The sequence below is a fragment of the Gordonia sp. McavH-238-E genome, assembly GCF_022348225.1.
GTDB classification, from domain to species: Bacteria; Actinomycetota; Actinomycetes; order Mycobacteriales; family Mycobacteriaceae; genus Gordonia; species Gordonia terrae.
This window is the reverse complement of the sequence record NZ_JAKRFE010000001.1, coordinates 281,184-300,940: the sequence shown is the minus strand read 5'-3', so window position 1 is coordinate 300,940 and position 19,757 is coordinate 281,184. Positions and strand designations below refer to the sequence as shown.

The following is a 19,757-nucleotide window of genomic DNA, read 5'->3' as shown; positions in this document are numbered from 1 at the left end:
CGAGATGGGTGACCCTGTGAACACCGAGCGCACCTACAGTCGGACCGGTTCATTCGCCCGGATCACGATCGCCTACCTGGTGGCCTTCGCAGTCGCTGCCGCCTGGCTGATCTGGGGTCCGACCACCGCGTACCTGTGGTTGGACACCCTCATCGCCGACCTGCTGGCCACGTTGGTCATCTTCGGGTTCAGCCGGTACTACGGCAATTCCAGCTTCTACGACGCCTATTGGAGTGTGGTACCGCCGGCACTCTTCCTCTACTGGTGGGCGGCCGGTGACGTCGGCATCGACGCGGTGCACTGTTGGGTCATCGCCGTCGTCATCGGCGCCTGGGCGATCCGACTCACCGCGAACTGGGCGATCGGCTGGCCGGGACTGCAGCACGAGGACTGGCGCTACCCGATGCTGAAGTCCGGTGCCGGGCGCGCCGAACTGCCCGTCGATCTGATGGCCATCCACGTCTTCCCCACCTTCCAGGTGTTCCTCGGCATGATCCCGATCTACGTCGCCGTCACCCACACCGGCGCGGTGGCATGGTTGACGGCGGTCGCTGCTGTTGTGGGACTGGCCGCCACGGCGCTCGAGTACATCGCCGACGGACAGTTGCGTCGGTTCGCCGCACACCGAACGCCGGGCGCCGTGCTCGACACCGGCGTCTGGGCGTGGTCGCGTCACCCCAACTACTTCGGCGAGGTCATGTTCTGGGTGTCGATGGCCCTGTTCGGCCTCGCCGCCTCGCCCGGTGACTGGTGGTGGTTGTTCGTGGGCGCGGTGCTGATGCTCGCCATGTTCCTCGGCGCCAGCATCCCCATGATGGAGAAGCGAAGCCTCGAGCGACGTCCCGGCTACCAGGACGTCATCGACCGGGTGCCGCGGTTCATCCCCCGGCCGCCGCGTTCGGCCGCCCATCCACCGGATCAGGTCACTGCGTGAGCCGACCCCGCGTCGTCGTCGCCGGTCTCGGTGATTCCGGATTGCTGACCGCGATCCACCTCGCTCCGCATGCCGATGTCGTCGGCATCTCGTCGAAGCCGGGACTCGTCAGCGGTCAGGAGCTCGGCCTCCGGATCAGCCGGCCCGATGAGTGGGCCCGGGACTATCGGATCCCGTTCGGGCGCTTCCGCAAACTCGACGGCATCCGGACCGTCCACGGCACGCTGACGGCCGCCGATCTCGACAACCGCACCGTCTCCGTTGTCGATGCCGCCGGCGCCGCGACCGTCGAGGGCTTCGACGCGCTGGTCATCTCCACCGGGGTACGGAACGGCTTCTGGCGACAACCCGGGTTACAGTCCGCGGCCGACATCGACGCCGACTTACGTTCTGCGCATCGGCGATTCGCCGACGCCGACTCCATTGCCGTGATCGGTGGCGGTGCGGCGGCGGTGAGCGCCGCCGCCAACCTGGCCGCCACCTGGCGGGACAAGCAGATCGACCTCTACCACCCGGGCGATCGCGCCCTGCCGCAGCATCATCCGCGTACCTGGGCCACGGTCCGCGCCCGACTGCGTCGGCTCGGGGTCGGTGTCCACGGCGGCCATCGCGCTGTCGTGCCCGACGGATTCAGCTGCGACGAGATCACGCCCGGTCCGGTGAGTTTCTCGACCGGCCAGTCGGCGGTCGGGGCGGACGCCGTGCTGTGGGCCATCGGCCGGGTCGCGCCGAACACGGACTGGCTGCCTGCGGACGTGCTCGACGCGTCGGGTTTCGTCCGTGTGTCTGCTGAACTACGGGTGCCCGGGGTCGATTCCGTGTACGCCATCGGCGACGTCGCGGCGACCGACGATCTGCGCAGTTCGGCTCGCAATCGTGCCGATCGTCTGCTCGCACACAACATCCGCGCCGACCTCGGCGGGCGGCCCGACCGGGCGCGACGCTACGTTCCCCCACGGCGTCGGTGGGGTTCGGTGCTCGGGGTGCAGGCCGACGGACTCCAGGTCTTCGCGCCCAACGGTCGTCCGTTCCGCTTTCCGGCGTGGTCGGTCGACACGATCCTGCAACCGTGGATCGTCCGGCGCGGGATCTACGGCGGCATCCGTAAGCCCCGGTGACCGTGTCGCTCATCCCGGCGGACAGGGTGGCGACCGCGCATAGACTCGGCGCATGAGCAACGAACCGTTCTCTGCGAATCCCTCCGGCCACCCGACGCCGGGCGGGCCGGGACAGACTCCGTCAGGCGCGTTCCCGCCGGGACATACGTCACCCGGGACCACTCCGCCGGCCACCTCGTATCCCGTCGAGACCCCGGGTGCGGTGCCACCCGATGGATCGACGACGGACGCGCCGCCGGCCAGACCGACGGCCGGCGAGCGTGCGAACGCCGTCGTGAAGAAGGTGGTGATCGGTCTCGTCATCGCCGCCCTGCTCGTGGTCACCTACTTCATCCTCGAGGCGTTCCTCCCGCGCTGGTGGGCCGGTCAGATCGGACAGCGCGTCGAGGGATCGTTCAGCCGCGGCATCGGCACCGGGCTGGTGCTGGGGATCGTCTGCACCTTCCTGCCCGTGCTGTTCTTCACCCTGGCGTTCGTCAATCGCAGCCGGATGAAGAACGTCCCGACGATCATGTTCGCCGTACTCGGCGTGATCATCGCGATCCCCAATCTGCTCACCCTCACCGTGGTCGCCGGCGGCGGAAACGGCGCACACGCCGGTGAACGGATCTTCGACGTCGACGCGCCCGGCTTTCGAGCCGCCACCGCGTGGGGCGTGGTCATCGGAATCGTTCTGGCGATCGGGGTCGGCTACTTCATCTGGCGCTACCGACGCCGCGGTCGTCAACTCGACCAGATCAAACACCCTGCAACAGATGGGAAATGACCTCATGACCGAGCAGCGGATCATCGTGAACATCGACGATGCGGGCGTCGCCACCGCGACACTCAACCGGGCCGACAAACACAACGCCCTCGACCCGGCGATGTTCGAAGCCCTCATCGACGTGACGGGCACGCTGGCCGCCGACAAGCGCGTCCGGGCCGTGGTCGTGCACGGTTCGGGCAAGAGCTTCTGCTCCGGACTCGACGTGTCGAGCCTGGGTCAAGGTGGCGGCGTGAACTCGCTGCTGGACCGCGAACCGGGTGTGCTCGGCAACCACGCGCAGCGGGTGTCGCTGGACTGGGGCCGGATCCCCGCGCCGGTGATCGCGGCCATCACCGGAAACTGTTTCGGCGGTGGCCTGCAGATCGCGCTGGGCGCCGACATCCGCTACTCGACCCCGGATGCGCGCCTGTCCATCATGGAGGTCAAGTGGGGTCTGGTGCCCGACATGGGCATCACGCAGACTCTGCCTCGGCTCGTGTCCGCTGATGTGGCAAAGGAACTCACGTTCACCGGCCGCATCATCGACGGCGCGGAGGCCCAGCGCCTCGGCCTGGTCACGCGCGTCGTCGACGATCCGCTCACCGCTGCGCTCGAGCTGGCCCACGAGATCGCGTCGAAGTCGCCGCACGCGGTCCGCGCCGCCAAACGTCTCTACGACGAGTCGTGGGCGGGCACGGAACCGGCTGCGGCGCTGATGCTGGAGAGCGAACTCCAGGTCGGCCTGATGGGCTCGCCCAATCAGATGGAGGCGGTCCACGCCGGGATGGCGCGGCGCGAGCCGAGCTTCGCCGACCCGGAGTGACCGGACCCCGGCCCTGTGTCAATCTAAGCTCCCCAATTCGAAGAAACCGCAAAAGCACTGGTCCCTGATCCGAAGGAACCGTATGACCCCTGGTCCCTGAGGTGCGAGGAGCGCAAGCGACGAGCCACGAAGGGTCGGCGACGCATCTCGCCACGCCCCTTCGTGACGCGCCCTCCGCAAGCTCCGGGCGCTCCTCAGGGAGCAGGGGGGACGCTTCTTTCGGATTCGGGTGCGGAGTCTTTTGTAGCCCGCCCGGGCCGGCATCGGATCAGTTGGACAGGCCGGCGTCCTTGCTGCCGTAGGCTTCTCGAAGTCTCGGCTTCACGACCTTGCCGCCAGCATTGCGGGGCAATTCGTCGATGATCACCAGGTCCTTCGGGTGCTTGAACCGGGCGAGGTTCTCGTTGAGGTGCGGTTCGAGTTCGGCGAGGGTGAGATCATCGACGCCGTCGGCGAGCACCACCACCGCGACCGGTACCTCGCCCCACTTCTCGTCGGCCCGACCGATGATGGCGGCCTCGGCGATGCTCGGGTGTCCGTAGAGCGCATTCTCGACCTCGGCGCAGTAGATGTTCTCGCCACCCGAGATGATCATGTCCTTGGCACGGTCGACGACGTAGAGGAAACCCTCCTCGTCTTGGCGAACGAGGTCGCCCGAGTGAAACCACCCGCCGCGGAAGGCTTCTGCGGTCGCCTCGGGCTTGTTCCAGTAGCCGATCATCATGTTGGGTCCGCGGTAGACGATCTCCCCGACCTCACCGGGCTTGACGTCGTTCATGAGCGGATCGACGATCCGCGCGGTGACCGCCGGCACGACCTTGCCGATGGAACCCAGCTTGCGCAGCGCATCCTTGCCCTCCAGGATCGTCGTCACCGGAGACATCTCGGTCTGCCCGAACGCGGTCATGTTCGCGGCTCCCGGGAAGGACTCGTTCATCGCATTGAGCACGGTGTCCGAGGCCGGCGCCGCGCCCCAGCTCATGGTGCGCAGCTTGAGGTCCCGGGGCCGCGCCTTCTGTGCCGCAGATACCGCCTGCCACTGCGCAGGCACCATGAACACCGAGGTGACGCCTTCGCGTTCGAGGGTGTCGAGCATGGTGTCGGGATCGAAGGCGCCGAGCGGGTGCAGTACCGCGCGCACCCCGCGGTAGAAGATCGGTGCGAAGCCGCCGATCCCCGCGATGTGGAACAGCGGCGGCACGATCGACGCGACGTCATCGGAACCGGACTGTGCCCCGGCCGTGGCGATCGTCGTCACGGCCTGCGCCTGGATGTTCTGGTGGGTGAGCATGGCGCCCTTGGGCTTTCCCGTGGTGCCCGACGTATACATGATGGCGGCGACGGTGTCCTCCGGCACGTCGACCTCCGGCAGGTCCGATGCATCCTCGGCGAGGAGGGTCTCGAAGTCGAGGTGGGCGTCGTTGTCGCTGCCGTCGACGACGATGATGGTGTCGATCTGGCCGGTCGATCCGGCGACTGCGTCGGCTATCGGCGCGAGCAGCGTTTCGGTGACGACGACCTTCGCCCCGCTGTCGGTGACGAGGTACGCGACTTCGGCCGGACTCATGCGGATGTTCACCGGCACCGGGATGGCACCGATGAGGGTGGCCCCGAGGATCGCCTCGATGTACTCGGTGCGATTGAGCAAGGCCATCAGGATCCGATCCCCGAACTGGACGCCACGCCGATGGAGGGCCGCGCCGAAGGCGTGCGACCGGTCGTCGAGTTCTTTCCAGCTGGTGTTCTTGTCGAGGTAGGTGATCGCTGTCTTGTCCGGGGTCATCATGGCGTGCCGGCGCACCTGGTTGTTCCAGTGATTGCGGCGCGAGCGGTACGGCTCCGTCGTCAGATTGCTGGTGACGTCGGCACTTGCAGTCATGACTGCCTCCCATTCGTCGAGCGGACTCGACCCGTTGTGAACTCCCTCGTCGAGGGGTCGGCACTGTTGTGTCTCGCGTCACACATTAGGTCGTCCGTGTTGCCAGATTCAGGCATTCCCGCGGTTTGGGTGAGACCCGCCGGCGACCCGTCGACTGGGGCCCGAGCTCAGCGAGCGGAGAATTCTCCCCTGGTCGGTCGTGACTCCCTCTGCGTCGCCCGACAGCACCCTGCGGCTCACTCGCGACAGTCCTGCGACACCTCGCCCGCACGGCGTCGAAGGTAGTCCTGTGCGCGCTCGTCGCCGGTGAGCACCGCCGCCCGTTCGAAGTGCTCACGCGCCGCGTCGCAGTGCCCGGCCCGTACCAGAAGATCCGCTCTCGCAGCGTGGAACGGTCCGAAATCCGCTGCATCACCGCTCAATTCGTCGAGCAGGGACAGTCCGTCCAGAGCAGAACTCGCACGCCCGACGATCCCGGCGTGAGCAACCCGTGCACCGAGCGTCGGCGACACGGACACCAGCGCGGACGACAGCGACCGCAACGCAGCCCAGTCGACGACACCGGTGCGTGCGCGGTCGGCGTGAACGGACTGCATGGCCGCTTCGAGCTGGAATCGGCCGTGTGGTCGGCCGAACGACGAGGCGCGTCGAAGCATCACCTCGCCATCGCGGATCAGCTCTGCATCCCAGGTCGACGGATTCTGCTCCTCGAGCGGAACGAAAGGCCCGATTCGCGCCGGAGCCCGCGACAACGACAGCGCGATGAGCGCGGCGAGACCCCAGGCCTCCGGGTCGTCGAGCAGCGAGGCCAGCGTGACGGCCAGGTACAGCGACTCCCCCGCCATCGATTCGACGGTGTCGGGGTCGGCGCCGTCCGCATCGTTCCATGTGATCGCGAAACATCCGTAGACGGCCTCGAGGACTGCGGGTAGGCGTCCGGGCATCGACGCGCGGTCGGGAACGACGAACGGTATGCGTGCATCGCGGATACGACGCTTCGCACGAACCAGACGTTGCGACATCGCCGACGGCGCGACTGCGAACGCACCAGCGATGTCGGTCGCTTCGAAGCCGAGCACCGACTGCATCATGAGCGGGGTTCGGGCTGCTGCGTCGATGGCCGGATGCGCACAGGTGAACAGGAGCTCGAGTCGCTTGTCGGGGATGGCGTCCGGGTCCACATCGTCGAAGGGGGTCACGGCCCTGGCTCCTGGAGAAAGAGTGTCGTCGAGAACGGTCGACGTGCGGTGCGCCGCCGACTTCCAGACGTCGCGCTGCTCATTGCGCGCGACCGTGAGTAGCCATCCCTCCGGGTTCGCGGGCACCCCGTCGGCGGACCAGGTGACGAGCGCCCGTTCGAAGGCGGTTGCCAGAGTGTCTTCGGCCAGAGCGAGGTCGCCCGAGGAAGCTGCGAGAAGCGCCACCAACCGCGAATATGACGCTCGGGCGGCATGTTCGGCGGCGGTGTGCGCTTCTCGTCGGATCATGCGTTGGGAGTCCAGGCACCGTCGACGGTGTAGGTGGCGCCGGGCCTGATCTCGACGACTCCCCACTCGATAGGCGGTGCCTGACGCGCCCACTCGATGGCGGAGTCGAGGTTGTCGACATCGATGACGACGGTTCCGCCGAGTTGCTCTTTGGTGTCGGCGAAGGGACCGTCCTGGACCACGAGTTGACCGTCGACCTTGCGCAGTGTCGTGGTGACGTCCGAGTGTTGCAGCACTTCGGCGCTCACGAGCACGCCTGCCTTCTGGAGGGCAGTGGTGTAGGCCGCGAACGCAGCTTCTCCCTGTGCGATGGCCTCGTCACCGAGGGTCGACGCGTCCATCTCCGGGTAGTGCAGGAGCAGTGAGTAATGCATGGTCTGACCTCTCGTTCGTCGGGCCGCTCATCGGTCCGTGTGCAGTGATGACGACCTCGCGGGGCGCCATTCGACATCTCCGGCAGAGATCTTTTCGGTCGTTCTCGCCTGAGGAGGCCCGGAGCTTGCGGGGGGCGGTTGTACTGCTCCCTGAGGAGGCCCGGAGCTTGCGGAGGGCGGTTGTACTGCTCCCTGAGGAGGCCCGGAGCTTGCGGAGGGCCGTCACGAAGGGTCGCCGCCGCGGTCGGCCCGGACAGCGGCGTCGGGCCACATCGCCGGACACGGCAGGCCGGGCACGGTCGCGATCTCGAAGTGCCACCACTCGTTCGCGAACGTCCGGCACAGTCCCCATCGGTACCCGGTGCGTTCCAGCCAGGCGGCCCCTTCCCGCGGTCCGACGTCGATGGCCCGACCGTGCACGTGGCTCGACTGCTCCGGTGGCAGGACCCACCGTCGGGCGGCTTCGGGGCTTCCGTAGGTCGCGATCGCATCCCGCCACATCTGACGTTGCTCGGCGTGAGTTCTCTTGCCGGAGGTGATCCACAACGGAACCCCCTGTGCACGAGCAGCATTCGACGCCTGTTGATAGGCCGTCGCCAGGACCGGGTCGAGGCCCGTTGTCGGCGGTGCGGCGCCGGCCGGCGCGGCGCCGAACGCTGCGACGAGCAGGACGCCGAGGACGGTGGCACAAACGATCGCGACTCGGCTCGGTAGAACGTCCAGAAAGCTCATGACCGCAGTAAACCGTACGACCGACAACTGCTGCACCCGTCTGCGCGAAGCGACTATCGTCATCGTCGGGTGGGCCGCGTGCGAGCCTGTGGAGGGTCGGAAAAATGAAGAAGCGTCTGGTGGTCTGCTGCGACGGTACGTGGAAGTCGTCGAAGGACCCGAGAATTTCGAATGTGGAGAAGATCGCCCGGGCCGTCACCACTGATGCCGACGACGGGACGGTCCAACTCGTTCACTATGTCAACGGAGTCGGAACCGGATCCGGCTGGTCGGACCGGATCATCGGCGGGGCGTTCGGTCGCGGCCTCGATGCCAACCTGGTCGATGCCTACCGATTCCTCGCTCTGAACTACGAGCCCGGCGATGAGATCTTCGTCTTCGGGTTCAGTCGCGGCGCGTACACCGCACGGAGTCTTGGGGGCATGATCTGGCAGGTCGGGCTGGTTTCACCGCTGGAACTCGCGCAGCATCCGACCGAGAACCTCTTCGAAACCGTCCTGCGGTACTACCGGATGAAGCGGGAAGATCGTCCGGCGAAGACCCCAGGCGCCCCGGTGCCGGTCAAGTTCATCGGTGTGTTCGACACCGTCGGTGCCCTCGGCGTTCCCGGCATCACCCGCGTCAAGCACAAGTTCCACGACGTGAAGCTCGGCAAGAACGTCGCAGTGGCCAGACAGGCGCTCGCCATCGACGAACGTCGGCTGACGTTCGATCCCTGCGTCTGGGAAGTCGACAAGGCAGACGAGGGCAAGATCGACGTCAAACAGGTGTGGTTCGAGGGGGTCCACTCCGACATCGGCGGTGGTCTGGCGGTCACTGAACCCTCGGAACTGAGTCTGTCCTGGATGGTGCGCGAGGCGGAGCTTGCCGGCCTGCAGTTCTGCTACAAGCGATTCACGCCCATCAGCTTCCCCATCGACCCGTCGAACGAGAGGTACACGACCAACAAGTCGATGAACGCCGCGTACCGCATCGTCAACATCGTCAAGCTCGCCTTCGGCCCGCTGCGGATGCGCGGAGAAACCGTGCGTCACAAGGGTCAGTCGCGATTGCTCGAGGCGGACAAGAATGATCCTGCAAGGCCGCTGTATATAGCCGCGCCTGCGCTCACTCGGTGGAATGACGATGTCGGGTCCCGCAAGAAGCAGGCGAAGAACATCGGCGCGTGGAAGAAGCTGATCAATGACCTGTCGGTGCGGGCTGTCGAGATACCGCCGTTGGCTGCGCCGGCCACCACGACACCGCCGAACCCGATCCCCCAGCCGGTGGCTACCCCGCGATAGTCACTGCGGGGCCGCGTCTTTCGCAGCGGCGATCTGGATCAGGTTGCCGCACGTGTCGTCGAACACCGCGACGACCGCGGGGCCTATGTCGGTGGGTTCCTGGGTGAACTCGACGCCGAGTCCGCGCAGCCTCTCGTACTCGGCCTGCACATCGTCGACAGCGAACTGCGCCAGCGGGATTCCGTCTTCGATGAGCGCATCCCGGTAGGGTTTCACCGCGGGGTGGCCGGACGGTTCGAGGAGGAGTTCCATCCCCTCTGGGTCTTGAGGGGAGACGACCGTCAGCCACCACGTGTCCTCCCCCATCGGAATGTCGTGCCGCGTGGTGAATCCCAGTATCTCGGTGTAGAACTCGTGCGCCTTGCGCTGGTCGTCGACGAAGACGGACATCAATGTGAGTCTCATGGGAGGTCCTTTCGATGGGCGGGCCACCGGTCGGCGATCTCGTCGAGCGGTGCGGGGTCGAAGTAGTGGAATTTGGAGCGTCCACGTTTCTCGGTGTGGACGAGTCCGGCCGTCTCCAGCACACCCAGATGCTGCGAGATCGCCTGCCGGCTCAGGTTCAACCCACGCCGAGATGTGAGACGTCCGCAGATCTCGAACAGCGTCTGACCGTCACGCTCGACGAGTTCGTCGAGGATTGCCCGCCTCGTCGAGTCATCGAGCGCATGGAACACGTCAGCCACACCTGACGATAGGCAAGTGGCTGCTTGCATGTCAACGATCGGGAGCCTGCCGACTTGACGCGTCGCCAGAAAGCCGAGACAAGGATCGAACGACCTCTTGTCCCTCGATGATCAAAAGCTATACAATTTAGCCATGGCTACGGGTTATAGCTCATCTCGACGGACCCACCGTCGACAGACCACCATCGACGAGGCCATCGGTCACGCCCGCGATATCGTCGCGGAGCAGGGCGCCGGTGCCGTGTCGATATCGGAGATCGCGCGGCGCATGCGAATGCGACCACCATCGCTGTACAAGTACTTCCCGTCGCTGAATGCCCTGTACGACCGTCTATTCGAGACGGGGAATTTGGAACTGATCCGGTATGTGGACGCCGCCCGCGTCGACCGCGACCCCGGCCTCGACCGCCTCCTCGAGCAATCGAGGGCAATCGTCCGCTGGTCGGTGCAGGAACCGGGGCTGGCGGCGCTGCTGTTCTGGCGTCCCATACCGGGATTCGAGCCGAGCGAGGCAGCTTTCGCTCCCGCTCGGGCCATCGTCGACCAAGCCCGTGCGGATTTGGCGACCGCGGTCTCGGCCGGCGAATTGGGCCCGACCGCCGACTCCGAGGACGCCTTCCGCCTCCTCACCGCAGTCGTGTCGGGCATCGGTTCGCAGCAGATGTCGAATGAACCCGACGCGACCTTCGAGTCGGGTGTTTTCTCCCGACTACTCGACGACGCCCTACGAATGTGGGTGCGTCACCACTCGCCCTGAGCCGGCCTCGGGCACCAGGAAAGGAACTGTCATGCGGCAAGAACTCACGAGTGATTCGGTGTCGCGTCACATCGACGCGACACCGGAAGAGCTCTACGACATCGTCGCTGACGTCACGCGGACACCCGAGCTGTCGGCGGAGATCGCGCATGTGGAGTGGCTTGACGGAGCCACGGGTCCAGCAGTGGGAGCGCGGTTCCGTGCCCGGAACTCCGCGGGCCGTGGACCGGACTGGCACAACGAACCCGTTGTCACGGTGGCGGACCGAGGGCGCGAATTCACCTTCGAACGTACGGAGAAGATCGCCGGCACGCTTCGATGGAGGTATCGGTTCGAGCCCGAAGCGGGCGGCACAAGAGTCACCGAATCGTATGAGGTGACCCGGCCGCTGAGCTTGCTCGGATGGTTCGTGATTGGCCCGCTGTATGGGTTGCCGGATCGGAAGTCCGATCTCCGGGCGGGCATGATCGACACCCTCGAACGACTCGCGACCGTGGTCCATCGTCAACGGGTGTGATCGACTGAGGAGCCACTTATGCACGGGCCGACCCGAGGTACGCCTCCTCGATCCGTCCGATGTCTCCCGCGAGGGTCGCCGCAGAATCCGCGAGTGCGATCTCGCCGTGAACGAGGACGACCGCGCGGTCGGCGACATCCAGCGCCAGCCGAACGTGCTGTTCAACCAAAACGACTGCGGCGCCGTCGGTGTCGGCGACCTGACGCAGGACGGGCAGGATCGATTCGACGATGATGGGCGCCAGACCCATGCTCAGTTCGTCGATCAGCAGCACCTTGGGTTGCTGTAACAGGGCGCGCCCGATGGCGAGCATCTGCTGCTCTCCCCCGGACAGTTCCCCGGCTGCGACCTTCCATCGCGCACGCAGGGCGGGGAAATGCTCGAGCACCCGGTCGATGGCTTCGGTCCGAGCCGCCCCGCGTCGTCGAATGGCCAGTTGCAGATTCTGTCGTGTCGTCAGCTGCTTGAACAGCGACCGGTCGTCGGGCACCAGGACGAGACCGGCGCGAACCGCTGCGCGTGCCTCTCCCGCACGAACGGACTGGTCGGCGACGCTGACCTCGCCACCGAGGCGCGGAAGCAGACCGGCGAGCGTCGTGAGCAGTGTCGTCTTTCCGGCACCGTTCGGACCGAGTAACGCGACGATCTCCCCCGCCTCGACGGACAGATCGAGACCGTGGACGCAGGCCTTGCCGCGCGCATACCCGGCGTCGAGCCCGCGACACTCGAGCACAGTCACGGCGTCATCTCCTTGGTCGTCGAATGAGGTTCGGAGCCAGCGCCGTTCGATGGCGAGAGCTCATCGGGCTCGCCGGTTCCCGCAGCCGCCGATGACGGCGTGCCCAGGTAGGCGTTGACGACCGCCGGTGATCGTCGGATCTCGTCGGGGGTGCCTTCGGCGATGACGGCACCGAGGTCGAGGACGATGACCCGATCACAGAGGCTGAGTACGAGATCCATGTCGTGATCGACGAGGACCATCGAGACACCGTGCGCCCGGGCAGCGCGCAACCTGTCCCCCAGCCACCGACTCTCGGTGCTATCGAGCCCGGCGGCCGGCTCGTCGAGCAACGCGACCTCGGGTTGGCCGGCGAGCACCCGCGCGACTGCGACGAGTTGACGCTGTCCCTGCGAGAGGTCAGCCGCGGCAACCTCACTGAGGCGACCGACCTCCAGCATCGCCAGGACGTCGCGGACGTTCTCCGCGGTGTCGCCCGGTGCGCGACGTGCGGCGATCGCCAGATTCTCGGCGACCGACAGCTCGCCGTAGAGCTCGATGTCCTGGAAAGTCCGACCGAGCCCCGCCCGGCTGCGACGATGCGGTGCAAGGCCGTTGAGGGTTGTGCCGCCGAGGGTCACTGTTCCGTCCGCGGTCGCGAAACCGCTGATGGCGTCGATCAGGGTCGTCTTGCCGGCGCCATTCGGGCCGATGAGGCCGACGATCTCGCCGGAACGCAGATCGAAGCTGACGTTGTCGACAGCGGTCACCGCCCCGTAGCGCACCGTGACGTCGCGGGCCGAGAGGAGAACCTCGCCGTTGGTCGGCGAAGGTACCGGCGCAGTCGCGACGGACTGATCGTCGACCTGCGTCGGTGCCGGTCGGCGTCGACCCGGCAGCGGGATCTTGTGCAGGTATCCGATGATGCCGTCGGGACTGGTGACCACGGTGAGTACCAGCAGGATCCCGCTGATCAACATGTAGTAGTCGCCGAACGAGGCGTACTTGTCGGCGGCGAAATACATGACCCCGCCCGGGGCGATGATCCCGGCGAGGATCGCTCCGGAGATCGACGTCACCCCTGCGATGTAGAAGACCGCGAAGAGTCCGATCCCGGCGAAGACGGCGTAACTGCCCGCGGTGGCGAGGGTCTGCTGGTATGCCAGCAGCGATCCGCCGAGGCCGGCGAGGAAGGACGCGATCGCGAAGGCGATGAGTTTGGTTGCGCCGACGTTGATCCCGGCCGCGGCCGCGGACCGTTCGTTGGCGCGGACGGCCAGCATCGACGCGCCGAGTCCGCTGCGGCGCAGAACTGCCACCGCGTACGCGACCAGGGTCAGCACGACGAGGCATAGGACGCCGAAGGCGATGCGCGGATACCCCTCGCCCGCACCGATTCCCAGATCGATGCCGAACAGTGACGGCGCGTCGACAGGCGCACCCTGCAATCCGCCGTTGAGGGACGGGTTGCGGAACCAGAACGCCTCGCAGAAGACGGCGAGCGCGAGGGTCGCGACCATGAGCGGCAGCCCGCGGACCCGAAGCGCGGGCAGGCCCACGATGACACCGATGACCATCGCAGCGCAGGCGGCGAGCAGCGGTGCGAGCGGGAACGGGATGTTCAGGTCGTCGGTGAGTCGGCTGAGCGCGTAGGCGCCGACGCCGGCGAGGGTCAGCTGCGCGAGGGACACCTGGCCCGCGTACCCGGTGACGACGACCTGAGACAGCGCGATGATCGCGTAGATCATCGTGGCGATGACTGCCAGGCGGAGACTGCCGGAGGTGGTGATGAGCGCCAGGACCGCGACGACGACACCGACGATTCCCGGGATCAGCAGATGATCGGGACGCGGCGACCGGCCGAGGTCATTGCGCGTCACCGCTCCCCGACCGGGAAGTGGACGTCCACGGATGAGCAGGAACCCGATGATGAGGATGAGCGGGACTGCCTCGGCAACACCGGCGTCGGGCATCCAGTCCCAGGTGGTCTGGAGCTTGGTGGCTTCCGACTGCAGCATGCCGATGACGAGTCCGGCGCCGACGGTGATCGAGATCGCGGTGAAGTTGCCGACCAGCGCCGCCGCGAGGGCCGGCACGATGAACATGGTGTAGGCCACCGGGTTCAGCGGAACAATCGGTGCGATCAGTACACCGCCGAGTCCCGCGGTGGCGGACGACAGCGCCCAGTTGGCGACGGCAATGCGGTCCGGCGAGAGTCCGGTGACCAGTGCGCCCTTCTCGGATTCGGCGGCAGCCTCGGTCGCGACGCCGAAGCGTGTGTAGCGCAGGACGAGTCCCGCACAGACGGCAAGGCCGACGATGACCACGGCGAGCATCAGACGGTCCGTCGGAACCGCGCTGGAGCCGATCGTGAACGTGTCAACCTTGAAGATGGGGCCGACACTCGGTGCGTTCTCGCCGACCCGAAGCGCGATGAGTGCCTGGATGACGAGCATCAGACCGATCGCGGCGACGGCCTTGGCCAGGGCCGGGGCGGCGCGCATCGGGCGCAACACCAGCAGGTAGAGGATGACTCCGAGGATCGCTGCGACGACGACGGAGATGAGCAGCGCCCCAGCAACTCCCAGGTCGGAGCCGAGGGAGATGGTCGCCGGGAAACCGGGTATCGGGTTGAGGAGTTCCCCCTGGCGCAGAAACGCATACGTGTACGCGGCGTACAGGGCGACGGCTCCGGTGGCGAAGTTGACGACGCCGGAACTCTTGAACGTCATCACCAGCGCCAGGCCGAGGGCGGCGAAGACGGCGCCGTTGCCGAGGCCGAGGACCAGGAACGCGAGATGGTCAGTCATGGAACTCCCACTGGGAAGTGCGGGGATCGGGGGTCGCGCGGACGCGACCCCCGATCTGGAGAGGAACTAGTTGTTGGTGACGACGGTGTTCTCGAGCTTGGCGTCGGAGGTCACGTCACTGACCAGGATCGCCTTGCTGCACAGCGACGTCAGCGGCGGGAAGGCCTTGCCGTCGCAGGTGAAGGTGATGCCGGGTGCGGCCGGAAGCGGGACGTTCTTCGCCTGCGACAGTGCGGTGGTGAACGTCTGGGCGCTGACGGTGCCCTCGAGCCCGGTCAGTTCGCCGAGAGCGGTCATGACCTGGTACCCGATGTAGGCGAGGCCCGCCGGGTCGGTGTCGGGCGCGTATTGCGCCATCACGCTGCGGTATTGGGTGACGCTCGGGTCGTCGGAGCTGAGGTTGACCGTGGTGAACGCCTTGGCGCCGGAGACCGCTTCGTTGCCGACGGCGTCGAGAACGGGCTTGTCGAGGCAGCTGGCGATGAGGTACTTCGAGGCGTCGGGGGCGACGGTCTGCAGCGTCTTGAGGACCGAGATGCACTGGCGGGTGTCGCCGAGGATGCTGACCGCATCCGGGTTGTCGGCGAGACCGGCGGTGATCTGCGGTGTCAGGTCGGCGGCGCCGACCGGCACGGTGACGACGTTGAGAGCAACGCCGGCACGCTGGAACATCGGGTCGCCGAGCGCTTTCACCGATGCGGCTGCGTCACCGGAGTCGCCGATGATCAGGGTGACCTTCTTGAGTCCGTCCTTGGCCGCGGTGGCGGCTTGTCCCGCGAGAACGGCGACGATCCCGCCGGACAGCATGAACGAGCCGGGGGTCGCCATCTCGGCCTGTGACACCGGAGCCTGTGCGACGAACGGGATCTTGGCGCCCGCGATGATCGGCAGCATGACCGCACCCTGCGCGCCCAGCGGCGACACCACTACCGAAACCTGCTGCTCCACCATCTGATTCGCGCATTTGGTGGCCGAGGCGGGTTCTTCTTGCTGCTTGCACACCACCAGTTCGATCTGATGGCCGCCGATGCCGCCACCGTTGTTGTTCAGGTATTCGACGGCGGCTTCGCTGCCCTCGCGCACCATCGGCGTCGTCACCGCACCGCCCTCGGGCACGATCAGGCCGACCTTGACCGGGTCGCCCGTCGCCGGATTGCTGGGGAGCTGGCTGGTTTCGCCCGCGGTCGAGCTCTCCGAACTGTCGTCGGCGCAGGCCGTCAGCGCTCCGAGCGCGAGCACCCCGGAACAGCCGATCACCGTCGCGGTCCGAAGCACACGCCTGAGTGCACTGGGTGATTTCATGCGATCCCCTTCGATCGTGATTCGACACGTCGCCGTCCCCTGGTGTGGGAACGGGACGAAATGTCGGATTTGATGGCTCGGTGGCGACTGTAACCGTCAGGTTGTCGTCGCTGGATGGTTTCGAAACAATCTGTCCTGCAATGAGTCTCGGTCACCGAGGCGATCCATGCGCACGGCAGCATCGATCGTCGGTCCGGCGCCGGAAGACCCCCCGCGGTCGACTCGCGTGGCCTCGTCGACGTGCTGCCGACGAACTCACACTGGACTCAGAGGCAAAAGTTAGACGACCATCCAAACTTTGGTGGCGGAATGCAAGAATTGGTCGGTCGGGGTCGCCCCGCCCGTACGGAAGGCACCGCATTGACCGAAGCTCCGGCCATGGGCCGCCGGGAACGCAACAAGCAGCAGACGCGTGAGCGCCTGCTGATTGCTGCGCGCGAGCTGCTGGCGTCCGACGGGAGCGCCGCGACGGTGGAGCTGATCGCCGAGCGGGCCGAGGTGTCGCGCGCGACGTTCTTCAACTACTTCCCGAGCAAGGACGATCTGCTCACCGAGCTGTACGGACAGCTGATGGGGACGTTCTCGCATGTCGTCGACGCCATGCTCGGCAAGCCGCTCAGCACGTATGAGCGCGTGGTGGGCGTGTTCGTCGACTTCGCGCGGTCGTCGGTCGCCGACCCGGACTACATGCGGACGGTGACGAGCGAGATCGAACGGATCTCGTCGATGTCCGGGACACTCGGCGAACGCAGCCATGTGTTCACCTCGGAGGTACTGCGGCTCATCGAGCGCGGCGTCGAACAGCAGGATGTACGCACCGACCACCCGCCGGAGTTCCTCGCCCAGATGGTGGCCGCGATCTATGTGTCGAGCATGCGGTACTGGCAGATCGATCCCGGCTTCGAGGTGAGCGAGAGCTTCGAGCGCGCCGGCCGGTACGCTGCGGAGTCGCTGCTGCCGCGGTAGGCGGCGGTCAGGCGTCGGGGCGGGCGACCTCGGCCTCCCACCGTTCGCGGCGTTCGTCGTCGGTCTGCTCCCACCACGGGGTGCCGCGCTCCCCGAGCGCGACCTTCGCCGCCTGGACGCCCTGACGTGACTCAGGTGCGCCCTTCGTCCGTTTCACGTCCCGACGCCACGCCATCAGAATCGACTGGAGTTCGGACCGGCGCTCGTCCGGGATCAATGGATCCGTCGCCCGCCACTTCCGACCGTTGACGACAATGTGGTGGCCGTCCGGGGTGTGTTCGGGTTCGGGCATGTTTCCACCGTGCCACGACCGTCTCGGGTGCTGTGACCCGGATCTCTCAGGCCGCGTGAGCAGGGATTCTGTACGCGCTGATCCTGACTTCTCAGGGTCTGCTTAAGTCGCCGTGGGTAACCTCGCCGTGTCCTTGCCGATACCGAACTGTTACCCAAACTGAGATGGACAACGCTTTGCCTCTTCACCGACTGAACACCGACTCTGCGACGCGCCCCGCCACCCGCGCACTGTTCGACTCGACGTCGAGCACTCGGCGCCCCGGACGCCATCGTGCCACCTCGCGTTCTGCCACCCGCACAGCGCTGCACACGGGCGCTCTGGCCGCGTTCGTCGGCGCGGTCGGCCTGACTGCCGGAACCGCCGCACAGGCGACGGCGCAGCCCGCTCCCCCGCCTGCGCCGAAGATTGCTCTGCCCGACAACGTGAAGCTCCCGGCCGGTCTGGTCCTGCCGCCCGAGATCGACGACCTCGCTCGCGACGTCCTGCCGCCATCGGCGTTCGGCCCGGGCAGCTCCGACCTCCCCGGAATCAAGAAGGCAGTGAAGCCGGTCAGTGGCACCGTGACCTCGGGTTACGGCCCGCGCTGGGGCACCCACCACAACGGAGTCGACATCGCCAACAAAGTCGGAACCCCCATCTACGCCGTGACCGACGGCGTCGTCCTCGAGTCCGGCCCGGCCTCCGGCTTCGGCCAGTGGGTCCGCGTGAAGCAGGACGACGGCACCGTCGGCGTCTTCGGACACGTCAACGAAAGCTTCGTGCACCCAGGCCAGAAGGTCCGCGCCGGTGAGAAGATCGCGACCGTCGGCAACCGCGGCCAGTCCACCGGTCCCCACCTCCATTACGAGGTCTGGGATGCCAACGGCACCAAGATCAATCCGCAGGCCTGGCTCAACAAGCGCGGCGTGCATCCCTGACGGTTGCCTGATCCTGCTCCACAAACGATCCCACCGACACGGTCGGTGGGATCGTTGTTTGCTTCCTGTCTGCCGACGAGTAGCTCAGCCGAATAGCCTCCGAATCTCGGCTCGTACTTGATCGATATTCGCGTGGGGGGTCTCCCCTCCCATCTCATAGAGCGATAGCAGGAAAACGAGCTCCTCGTATTCCTCCACTTCGTCCAAATCCCGCTTCAGAATTTCGCCCTCCAGGTTTGCGACTGCTCGCGGATTCTCCGGGTCTTGCATGACCTCGCTCATCGCTCGTGTCAGCCCAGGATCGCAAGAAAGCTTCTCGTCGATAGCGATCACCCCTTCGGTGCCATGACGGTCACAATGTGTTGTGGACCTGTTCCGCTCACAACTACGTATGCCCTGCCCTGAAACACTTTCACGGTGTCATTGTCGGGCCTGTAGGTGAGCTTTGTTGGGTTGACAACGGCCCGTATGCCCAACAGGCCAGTCGGCGAAGCAAGTTTCAATCACCTGACTCGCCGGCTCGACCTCTGACTAGCCCCCTGTCTAGCCGTTCGTGACCGAACGGCCGGCGACTTCGGCGTCACCGCCTACCTCGCGGTGCCCGCGAGCAGGTGGCGGTCTGTATCGACCTCGTGGAGGGGACAGCTCACTCGTGGTCGCCGGCGACTCGATGGGCACCGTCCTGCCGTCCACACGGCAGCTGGACCAAAAGTGAGGCTTGGAGTGTCAGATACGTTGCGCACGAGATGGATCAGCGATCGGCTGCCCGCGTTCACCGATCGGACGCTGACCGACGCGGCGGCATCGACTCAGCTGCGCGAAACATCCTCGAGCAGCAGCTTCGTGAGGGCTATCCTCAGACACCCGCCGGGCACACCATGACCGCTCATGCGGCCGCCCGAATCGCAAATGGAGGCGGAGGTAGTCCGCCGGTTTCCCTCGAGCGCGTCGACGACATTCTGGATGCCTGACAGCAGACTAATTCGACCCGTTGATATCACTAAGGATTCGTTGCAGTTCTTTTCCATTAGTAGCCTTGGCTTTGTTCGCGAATTCGGTATCGGGAATGACAAAAAAGCGCACCCACCCTTGGTGATACAGTCGGTGGACGCTCGTCGTCTCGAAGTCGAGTTCCTCTCCCTCAATTGTGAGGGTGAAGAGATCGCCATCCAGGGTCGTCTCGGTAGGCTTGACTGTAAACCCCCAGCCATACCCGAGGTCCGCGTGGATACGGTTGCCAGGTAGCGTGTCGACAGAAACAAGTTCCATGTACGAGTCGAGCGCCCTTCCTCTAGGTACGTCAGACAATTCCAAGAATATCGGCGTTAACGTCGAATATGTCTTGAAGAACTGCGTCAGAGCGTCGATTGCTAGCTGACATTGGTTCTCACCCATTACTGCACCTATCTGA

21 protein-coding genes are annotated in these 19,757 nt (G+C 66.1%); 9 read left to right on the top strand and 12 right to left on the bottom strand.

The window, feature by feature from the left end:
* Positions 1-4: 4 nt before the first annotated feature.
* From MHN80_RS01255 to MHN80_RS01240, 4 genes are read left to right on the top strand one after another with little or no spacing between them, the layout of a single operon-like run.
* Positions 5-934 (top strand): DUF1295 domain-containing protein, encoded by a 930-nt coding sequence (locus MHN80_RS01255; protein ID WP_004018564.1) that lies wholly within the window; start codon positions 5-7, stop codon positions 932-934.
* Positions 931-2,052, top strand: a complete 1,122-nt coding sequence (locus tag MHN80_RS01250; RefSeq protein ID WP_239398911.1) for an FAD-dependent oxidoreductase — start codon at positions 931-933, stop codon at positions 2,050-2,052. Before MHN80_RS01255 ends, MHN80_RS01250 begins: the two co-directional genes overlap by 4 nt.
* 52 nt (positions 2,053-2,104) lie before the next feature.
* Positions 2,105-2,818, top strand: coding sequence for a hypothetical protein (locus MHN80_RS01245; protein WP_239398909.1), 714 nt, complete (start codon positions 2,105-2,107; stop codon positions 2,816-2,818).
* A gap of 4 nt (positions 2,819-2,822) precedes the next feature.
* The gene (locus tag MHN80_RS01240; protein ID WP_239399276.1) at positions 2,823-3,623 is read left to right on the top strand and encodes a crotonase/enoyl-CoA hydratase family protein; all 801 of its coding nucleotides are present in this window, start codon (positions 2,823-2,825) and stop codon (positions 3,621-3,623) included.
* Between the two features lie 268 nt (positions 3,624-3,891).
* Here MHN80_RS01240 and fadD5 read toward each other — a convergent pair whose 3' ends face one another.
* The 4 genes from fadD5 to MHN80_RS01220 all read right to left on the bottom strand — a co-directional run bounded on the left by fadD5 (position 3,892) and on the right by MHN80_RS01220 (position 8,095).
* Positions 3,892-5,502: a fatty-acid--CoA ligase FadD5 gene (fadD5, locus tag MHN80_RS01235; RefSeq protein WP_239398907.1), complete on the bottom strand. Its 1,611-nt coding sequence runs from the start codon at positions 5,500-5,502 to the stop codon at positions 3,892-3,894.
* A gap of 236 nt (positions 5,503-5,738) precedes the next feature.
* Complete coding sequence (locus MHN80_RS01230) at positions 5,739-6,989, bottom strand: RNA polymerase sigma factor (RefSeq protein WP_239398905.1); 1,251 nt, start codon at positions 6,987-6,989, stop codon at positions 5,739-5,741.
* Positions 6,986-7,363, bottom strand: coding sequence for a YciI family protein (locus MHN80_RS01225; protein ID WP_239398903.1), 378 nt, complete (start codon positions 7,361-7,363; stop codon positions 6,986-6,988). The genes MHN80_RS01230 and MHN80_RS01225 overlap by 4 nt, the downstream gene beginning before the upstream one ends.
* Positions 7,364-7,585: 222 nt before the next feature.
* Positions 7,586-8,095, bottom strand: a complete 510-nt coding sequence (locus MHN80_RS01220; RefSeq protein ID WP_239398901.1) for a M15 family metallopeptidase — start codon at positions 8,093-8,095, stop codon at positions 7,586-7,588.
* A 104-nt stretch (positions 8,096-8,199) separates the two neighbouring features.
* Here MHN80_RS01220 and MHN80_RS01215 point away from each other — a divergent pair, with 104 nt between their 5' ends.
* The gene (locus MHN80_RS01215; RefSeq protein ID WP_239398899.1) at positions 8,200-9,378 is read left to right on the top strand and encodes a DUF2235 domain-containing protein; all 1,179 of its coding nucleotides are present in this window, start codon (positions 8,200-8,202) and stop codon (positions 9,376-9,378) included.
* Here the strand turns inward: MHN80_RS01215 and MHN80_RS01210 are convergent, their stop codons facing one another.
* Both MHN80_RS01210 and MHN80_RS01205 read right to left on the bottom strand, forming a co-directional pair.
* Complete coding sequence (locus tag MHN80_RS01210; protein WP_239398890.1) at positions 9,379-9,783, bottom strand: VOC family protein; 405 nt, start codon at positions 9,781-9,783, stop codon at positions 9,379-9,381.
* Complete coding sequence (locus MHN80_RS01205; protein WP_180819527.1) at positions 9,780-10,094, bottom strand: metalloregulator ArsR/SmtB family transcription factor; 315 nt, start codon at positions 10,092-10,094, stop codon at positions 9,780-9,782. Before MHN80_RS01205 ends, MHN80_RS01210 begins: the two co-directional genes overlap by 4 nt.
* A 103-nt stretch (positions 10,095-10,197) precedes the next feature.
* Here MHN80_RS01205 and MHN80_RS01200 point away from each other — a divergent pair, with 103 nt between their 5' ends.
* Together MHN80_RS01200 and MHN80_RS01195 are read left to right on the top strand one after the other, a co-directional pair.
* Positions 10,198-10,821, top strand: a complete 624-nt coding sequence (locus MHN80_RS01200; protein WP_239398888.1) for a TetR/AcrR family transcriptional regulator — start codon at positions 10,198-10,200, stop codon at positions 10,819-10,821.
* Between the two features lie 31 nt (positions 10,822-10,852).
* On the top strand, positions 10,853-11,338 hold the full coding sequence (locus tag MHN80_RS01195) for an SRPBCC family protein (RefSeq protein WP_239398886.1): 486 nt from the start codon (positions 10,853-10,855) through the stop codon (positions 11,336-11,338).
* Positions 11,339-11,354: 16 nt separating this feature from the next.
* On the opposite strand, the gene MHN80_RS01190 is transcribed toward MHN80_RS01195, so the two are convergent.
* From MHN80_RS01190 to MHN80_RS01180, 3 genes are all read right to left on the bottom strand, one after another.
* Positions 11,355-12,077, bottom strand: a complete 723-nt coding sequence (locus MHN80_RS01190) for an ABC transporter ATP-binding protein (protein WP_239398884.1) — start codon at positions 12,075-12,077, stop codon at positions 11,355-11,357.
* Positions 12,074-14,866 (bottom strand): branched-chain amino acid ABC transporter permease/ATP-binding protein, encoded by a 2,793-nt coding sequence (locus MHN80_RS01185; RefSeq protein WP_239398882.1) that lies wholly within the window; start codon positions 14,864-14,866, stop codon positions 12,074-12,076. The genes MHN80_RS01190 and MHN80_RS01185 overlap by 4 nt, the downstream gene beginning before the upstream one ends.
* 66 nt (positions 14,867-14,932) lie before the next feature.
* Positions 14,933-16,168: an ABC transporter substrate-binding protein gene (locus tag MHN80_RS01180; protein ID WP_239398880.1), complete on the bottom strand. Its 1,236-nt coding sequence runs from the start codon at positions 16,166-16,168 to the stop codon at positions 14,933-14,935.
* A gap of 360 nt (positions 16,169-16,528) precedes the next feature.
* On the opposite strand from MHN80_RS01180, the gene MHN80_RS01175 reads away from it, so the two are divergent.
* A complete protein-coding gene (locus MHN80_RS01175; protein WP_239398878.1) occupies positions 16,529-17,134 on the top strand; it encodes a TetR/AcrR family transcriptional regulator in 606 nt (201 codons plus the stop codon).
* A gap of 7 nt (positions 17,135-17,141) precedes the next feature.
* Here the strand turns inward: MHN80_RS01175 and MHN80_RS01170 are convergent, their stop codons facing one another.
* The gene (locus MHN80_RS01170) at positions 17,142-17,426 is read right to left on the bottom strand and encodes a hypothetical protein (RefSeq protein WP_239398876.1); all 285 of its coding nucleotides are present in this window, start codon (positions 17,424-17,426) and stop codon (positions 17,142-17,144) included.
* A 164-nt stretch (positions 17,427-17,590) separates the two neighbouring features.
* On the opposite strand from MHN80_RS01170, the gene MHN80_RS01165 reads away from it, so the two are divergent.
* Positions 17,591-18,346, top strand: a complete 756-nt coding sequence (locus MHN80_RS01165) for a M23 family metallopeptidase (protein ID WP_239398874.1) — start codon at positions 17,591-17,593, stop codon at positions 18,344-18,346.
* A gap of 84 nt (positions 18,347-18,430) precedes the next feature.
* Here MHN80_RS01165 and MHN80_RS01160 read toward each other — a convergent pair whose 3' ends face one another.
* Positions 18,431-18,628, bottom strand: a complete 198-nt coding sequence (locus tag MHN80_RS01160; protein ID WP_239398872.1) for a hypothetical protein — start codon at positions 18,626-18,628, stop codon at positions 18,431-18,433.
* Positions 18,629-19,324: 696 nt separating this feature from the next.
* On the bottom strand, positions 19,325-19,741 hold the full coding sequence (locus tag MHN80_RS01155) for a hypothetical protein (protein ID WP_239398870.1): 417 nt from the start codon (positions 19,739-19,741) through the stop codon (positions 19,325-19,327).
* Between the last annotated feature and the right edge of the window lie 16 nt (positions 19,742-19,757).

Bases quoted from the DNA above. Each gene is read 5' to 3' on its own strand.
- MHN80_RS01255 (WP_004018564.1), top strand. From the start codon at position 5: ATGGGTGACCCTGTGAACACCGAGCGCACCTACAGTCGGACCGGTTCA.
- MHN80_RS01245 (WP_239398909.1), top strand. From the start codon at position 2,105: ATGAGCAACGAACCGTTCTCTGCGAATCCCTCCGGCCACCCGACGCCG.
- MHN80_RS01240 (WP_239399276.1), top strand. From the start codon at position 2,823: ATGACCGAGCAGCGGATCATCGTGAACATCGACGATGCGGGCGTCGCC.
- fadD5 (WP_239398907.1), bottom strand. From the start codon at position 5,502: ATGACTGCAAGTGCCGACGTCACCAGCAATCTGACGACGGAGCCGTAC.
- MHN80_RS01230 (WP_239398905.1), bottom strand. From the start codon at position 6,989: ATGATCCGACGAGAAGCGCACACCGCCGCCGAACATGCCGCCCGAGCG.
- MHN80_RS01225 (WP_239398903.1), bottom strand. From the start codon at position 7,363: ATGCATTACTCACTGCTCCTGCACTACCCGGAGATGGACGCGTCGACC.
- MHN80_RS01220 (WP_239398901.1), bottom strand. From the start codon at position 8,095: ATGAGCTTTCTGGACGTTCTACCGAGCCGAGTCGCGATCGTTTGTGCC.
- MHN80_RS01215 (WP_239398899.1), top strand. From the start codon at position 8,200: ATGAAGAAGCGTCTGGTGGTCTGCTGCGACGGTACGTGGAAGTCGTCG.
- MHN80_RS01210 (WP_239398890.1), bottom strand. From the start codon at position 9,783: ATGAGACTCACATTGATGTCCGTCTTCGTCGACGACCAGCGCAAGGCG.
- MHN80_RS01205 (WP_180819527.1), bottom strand. From the start codon at position 10,094: ATGCAAGCAGCCACTTGCCTATCGTCAGGTGTGGCTGACGTGTTCCAT.
- MHN80_RS01200 (WP_239398888.1), top strand. From the start codon at position 10,198: ATGGCTACGGGTTATAGCTCATCTCGACGGACCCACCGTCGACAGACC.
- MHN80_RS01195 (WP_239398886.1), top strand. From the start codon at position 10,853: ATGCGGCAAGAACTCACGAGTGATTCGGTGTCGCGTCACATCGACGCG.
- MHN80_RS01185 (WP_239398882.1), bottom strand. From the start codon at position 14,866: ATGACTGACCATCTCGCGTTCCTGGTCCTCGGCCTCGGCAACGGCGCC.
- MHN80_RS01180 (WP_239398880.1), bottom strand. From the start codon at position 16,168: ATGAAATCACCCAGTGCACTCAGGCGTGTGCTTCGGACCGCGACGGTG.
- MHN80_RS01170 (WP_239398876.1), bottom strand. From the start codon at position 17,426: ATGCCCGAACCCGAACACACCCCGGACGGCCACCACATTGTCGTCAAC.
- MHN80_RS01165 (WP_239398874.1), top strand. From the start codon at position 17,591: ATGGACAACGCTTTGCCTCTTCACCGACTGAACACCGACTCTGCGACG.
- MHN80_RS01160 (WP_239398872.1), bottom strand. From the start codon at position 18,628: ATGAGCGAGGTCATGCAAGACCCGGAGAATCCGCGAGCAGTCGCAAAC.
- MHN80_RS01155 (WP_239398870.1), bottom strand. From the start codon at position 19,741: ATGGGTGAGAACCAATGTCAGCTAGCAATCGACGCTCTGACGCAGTTC.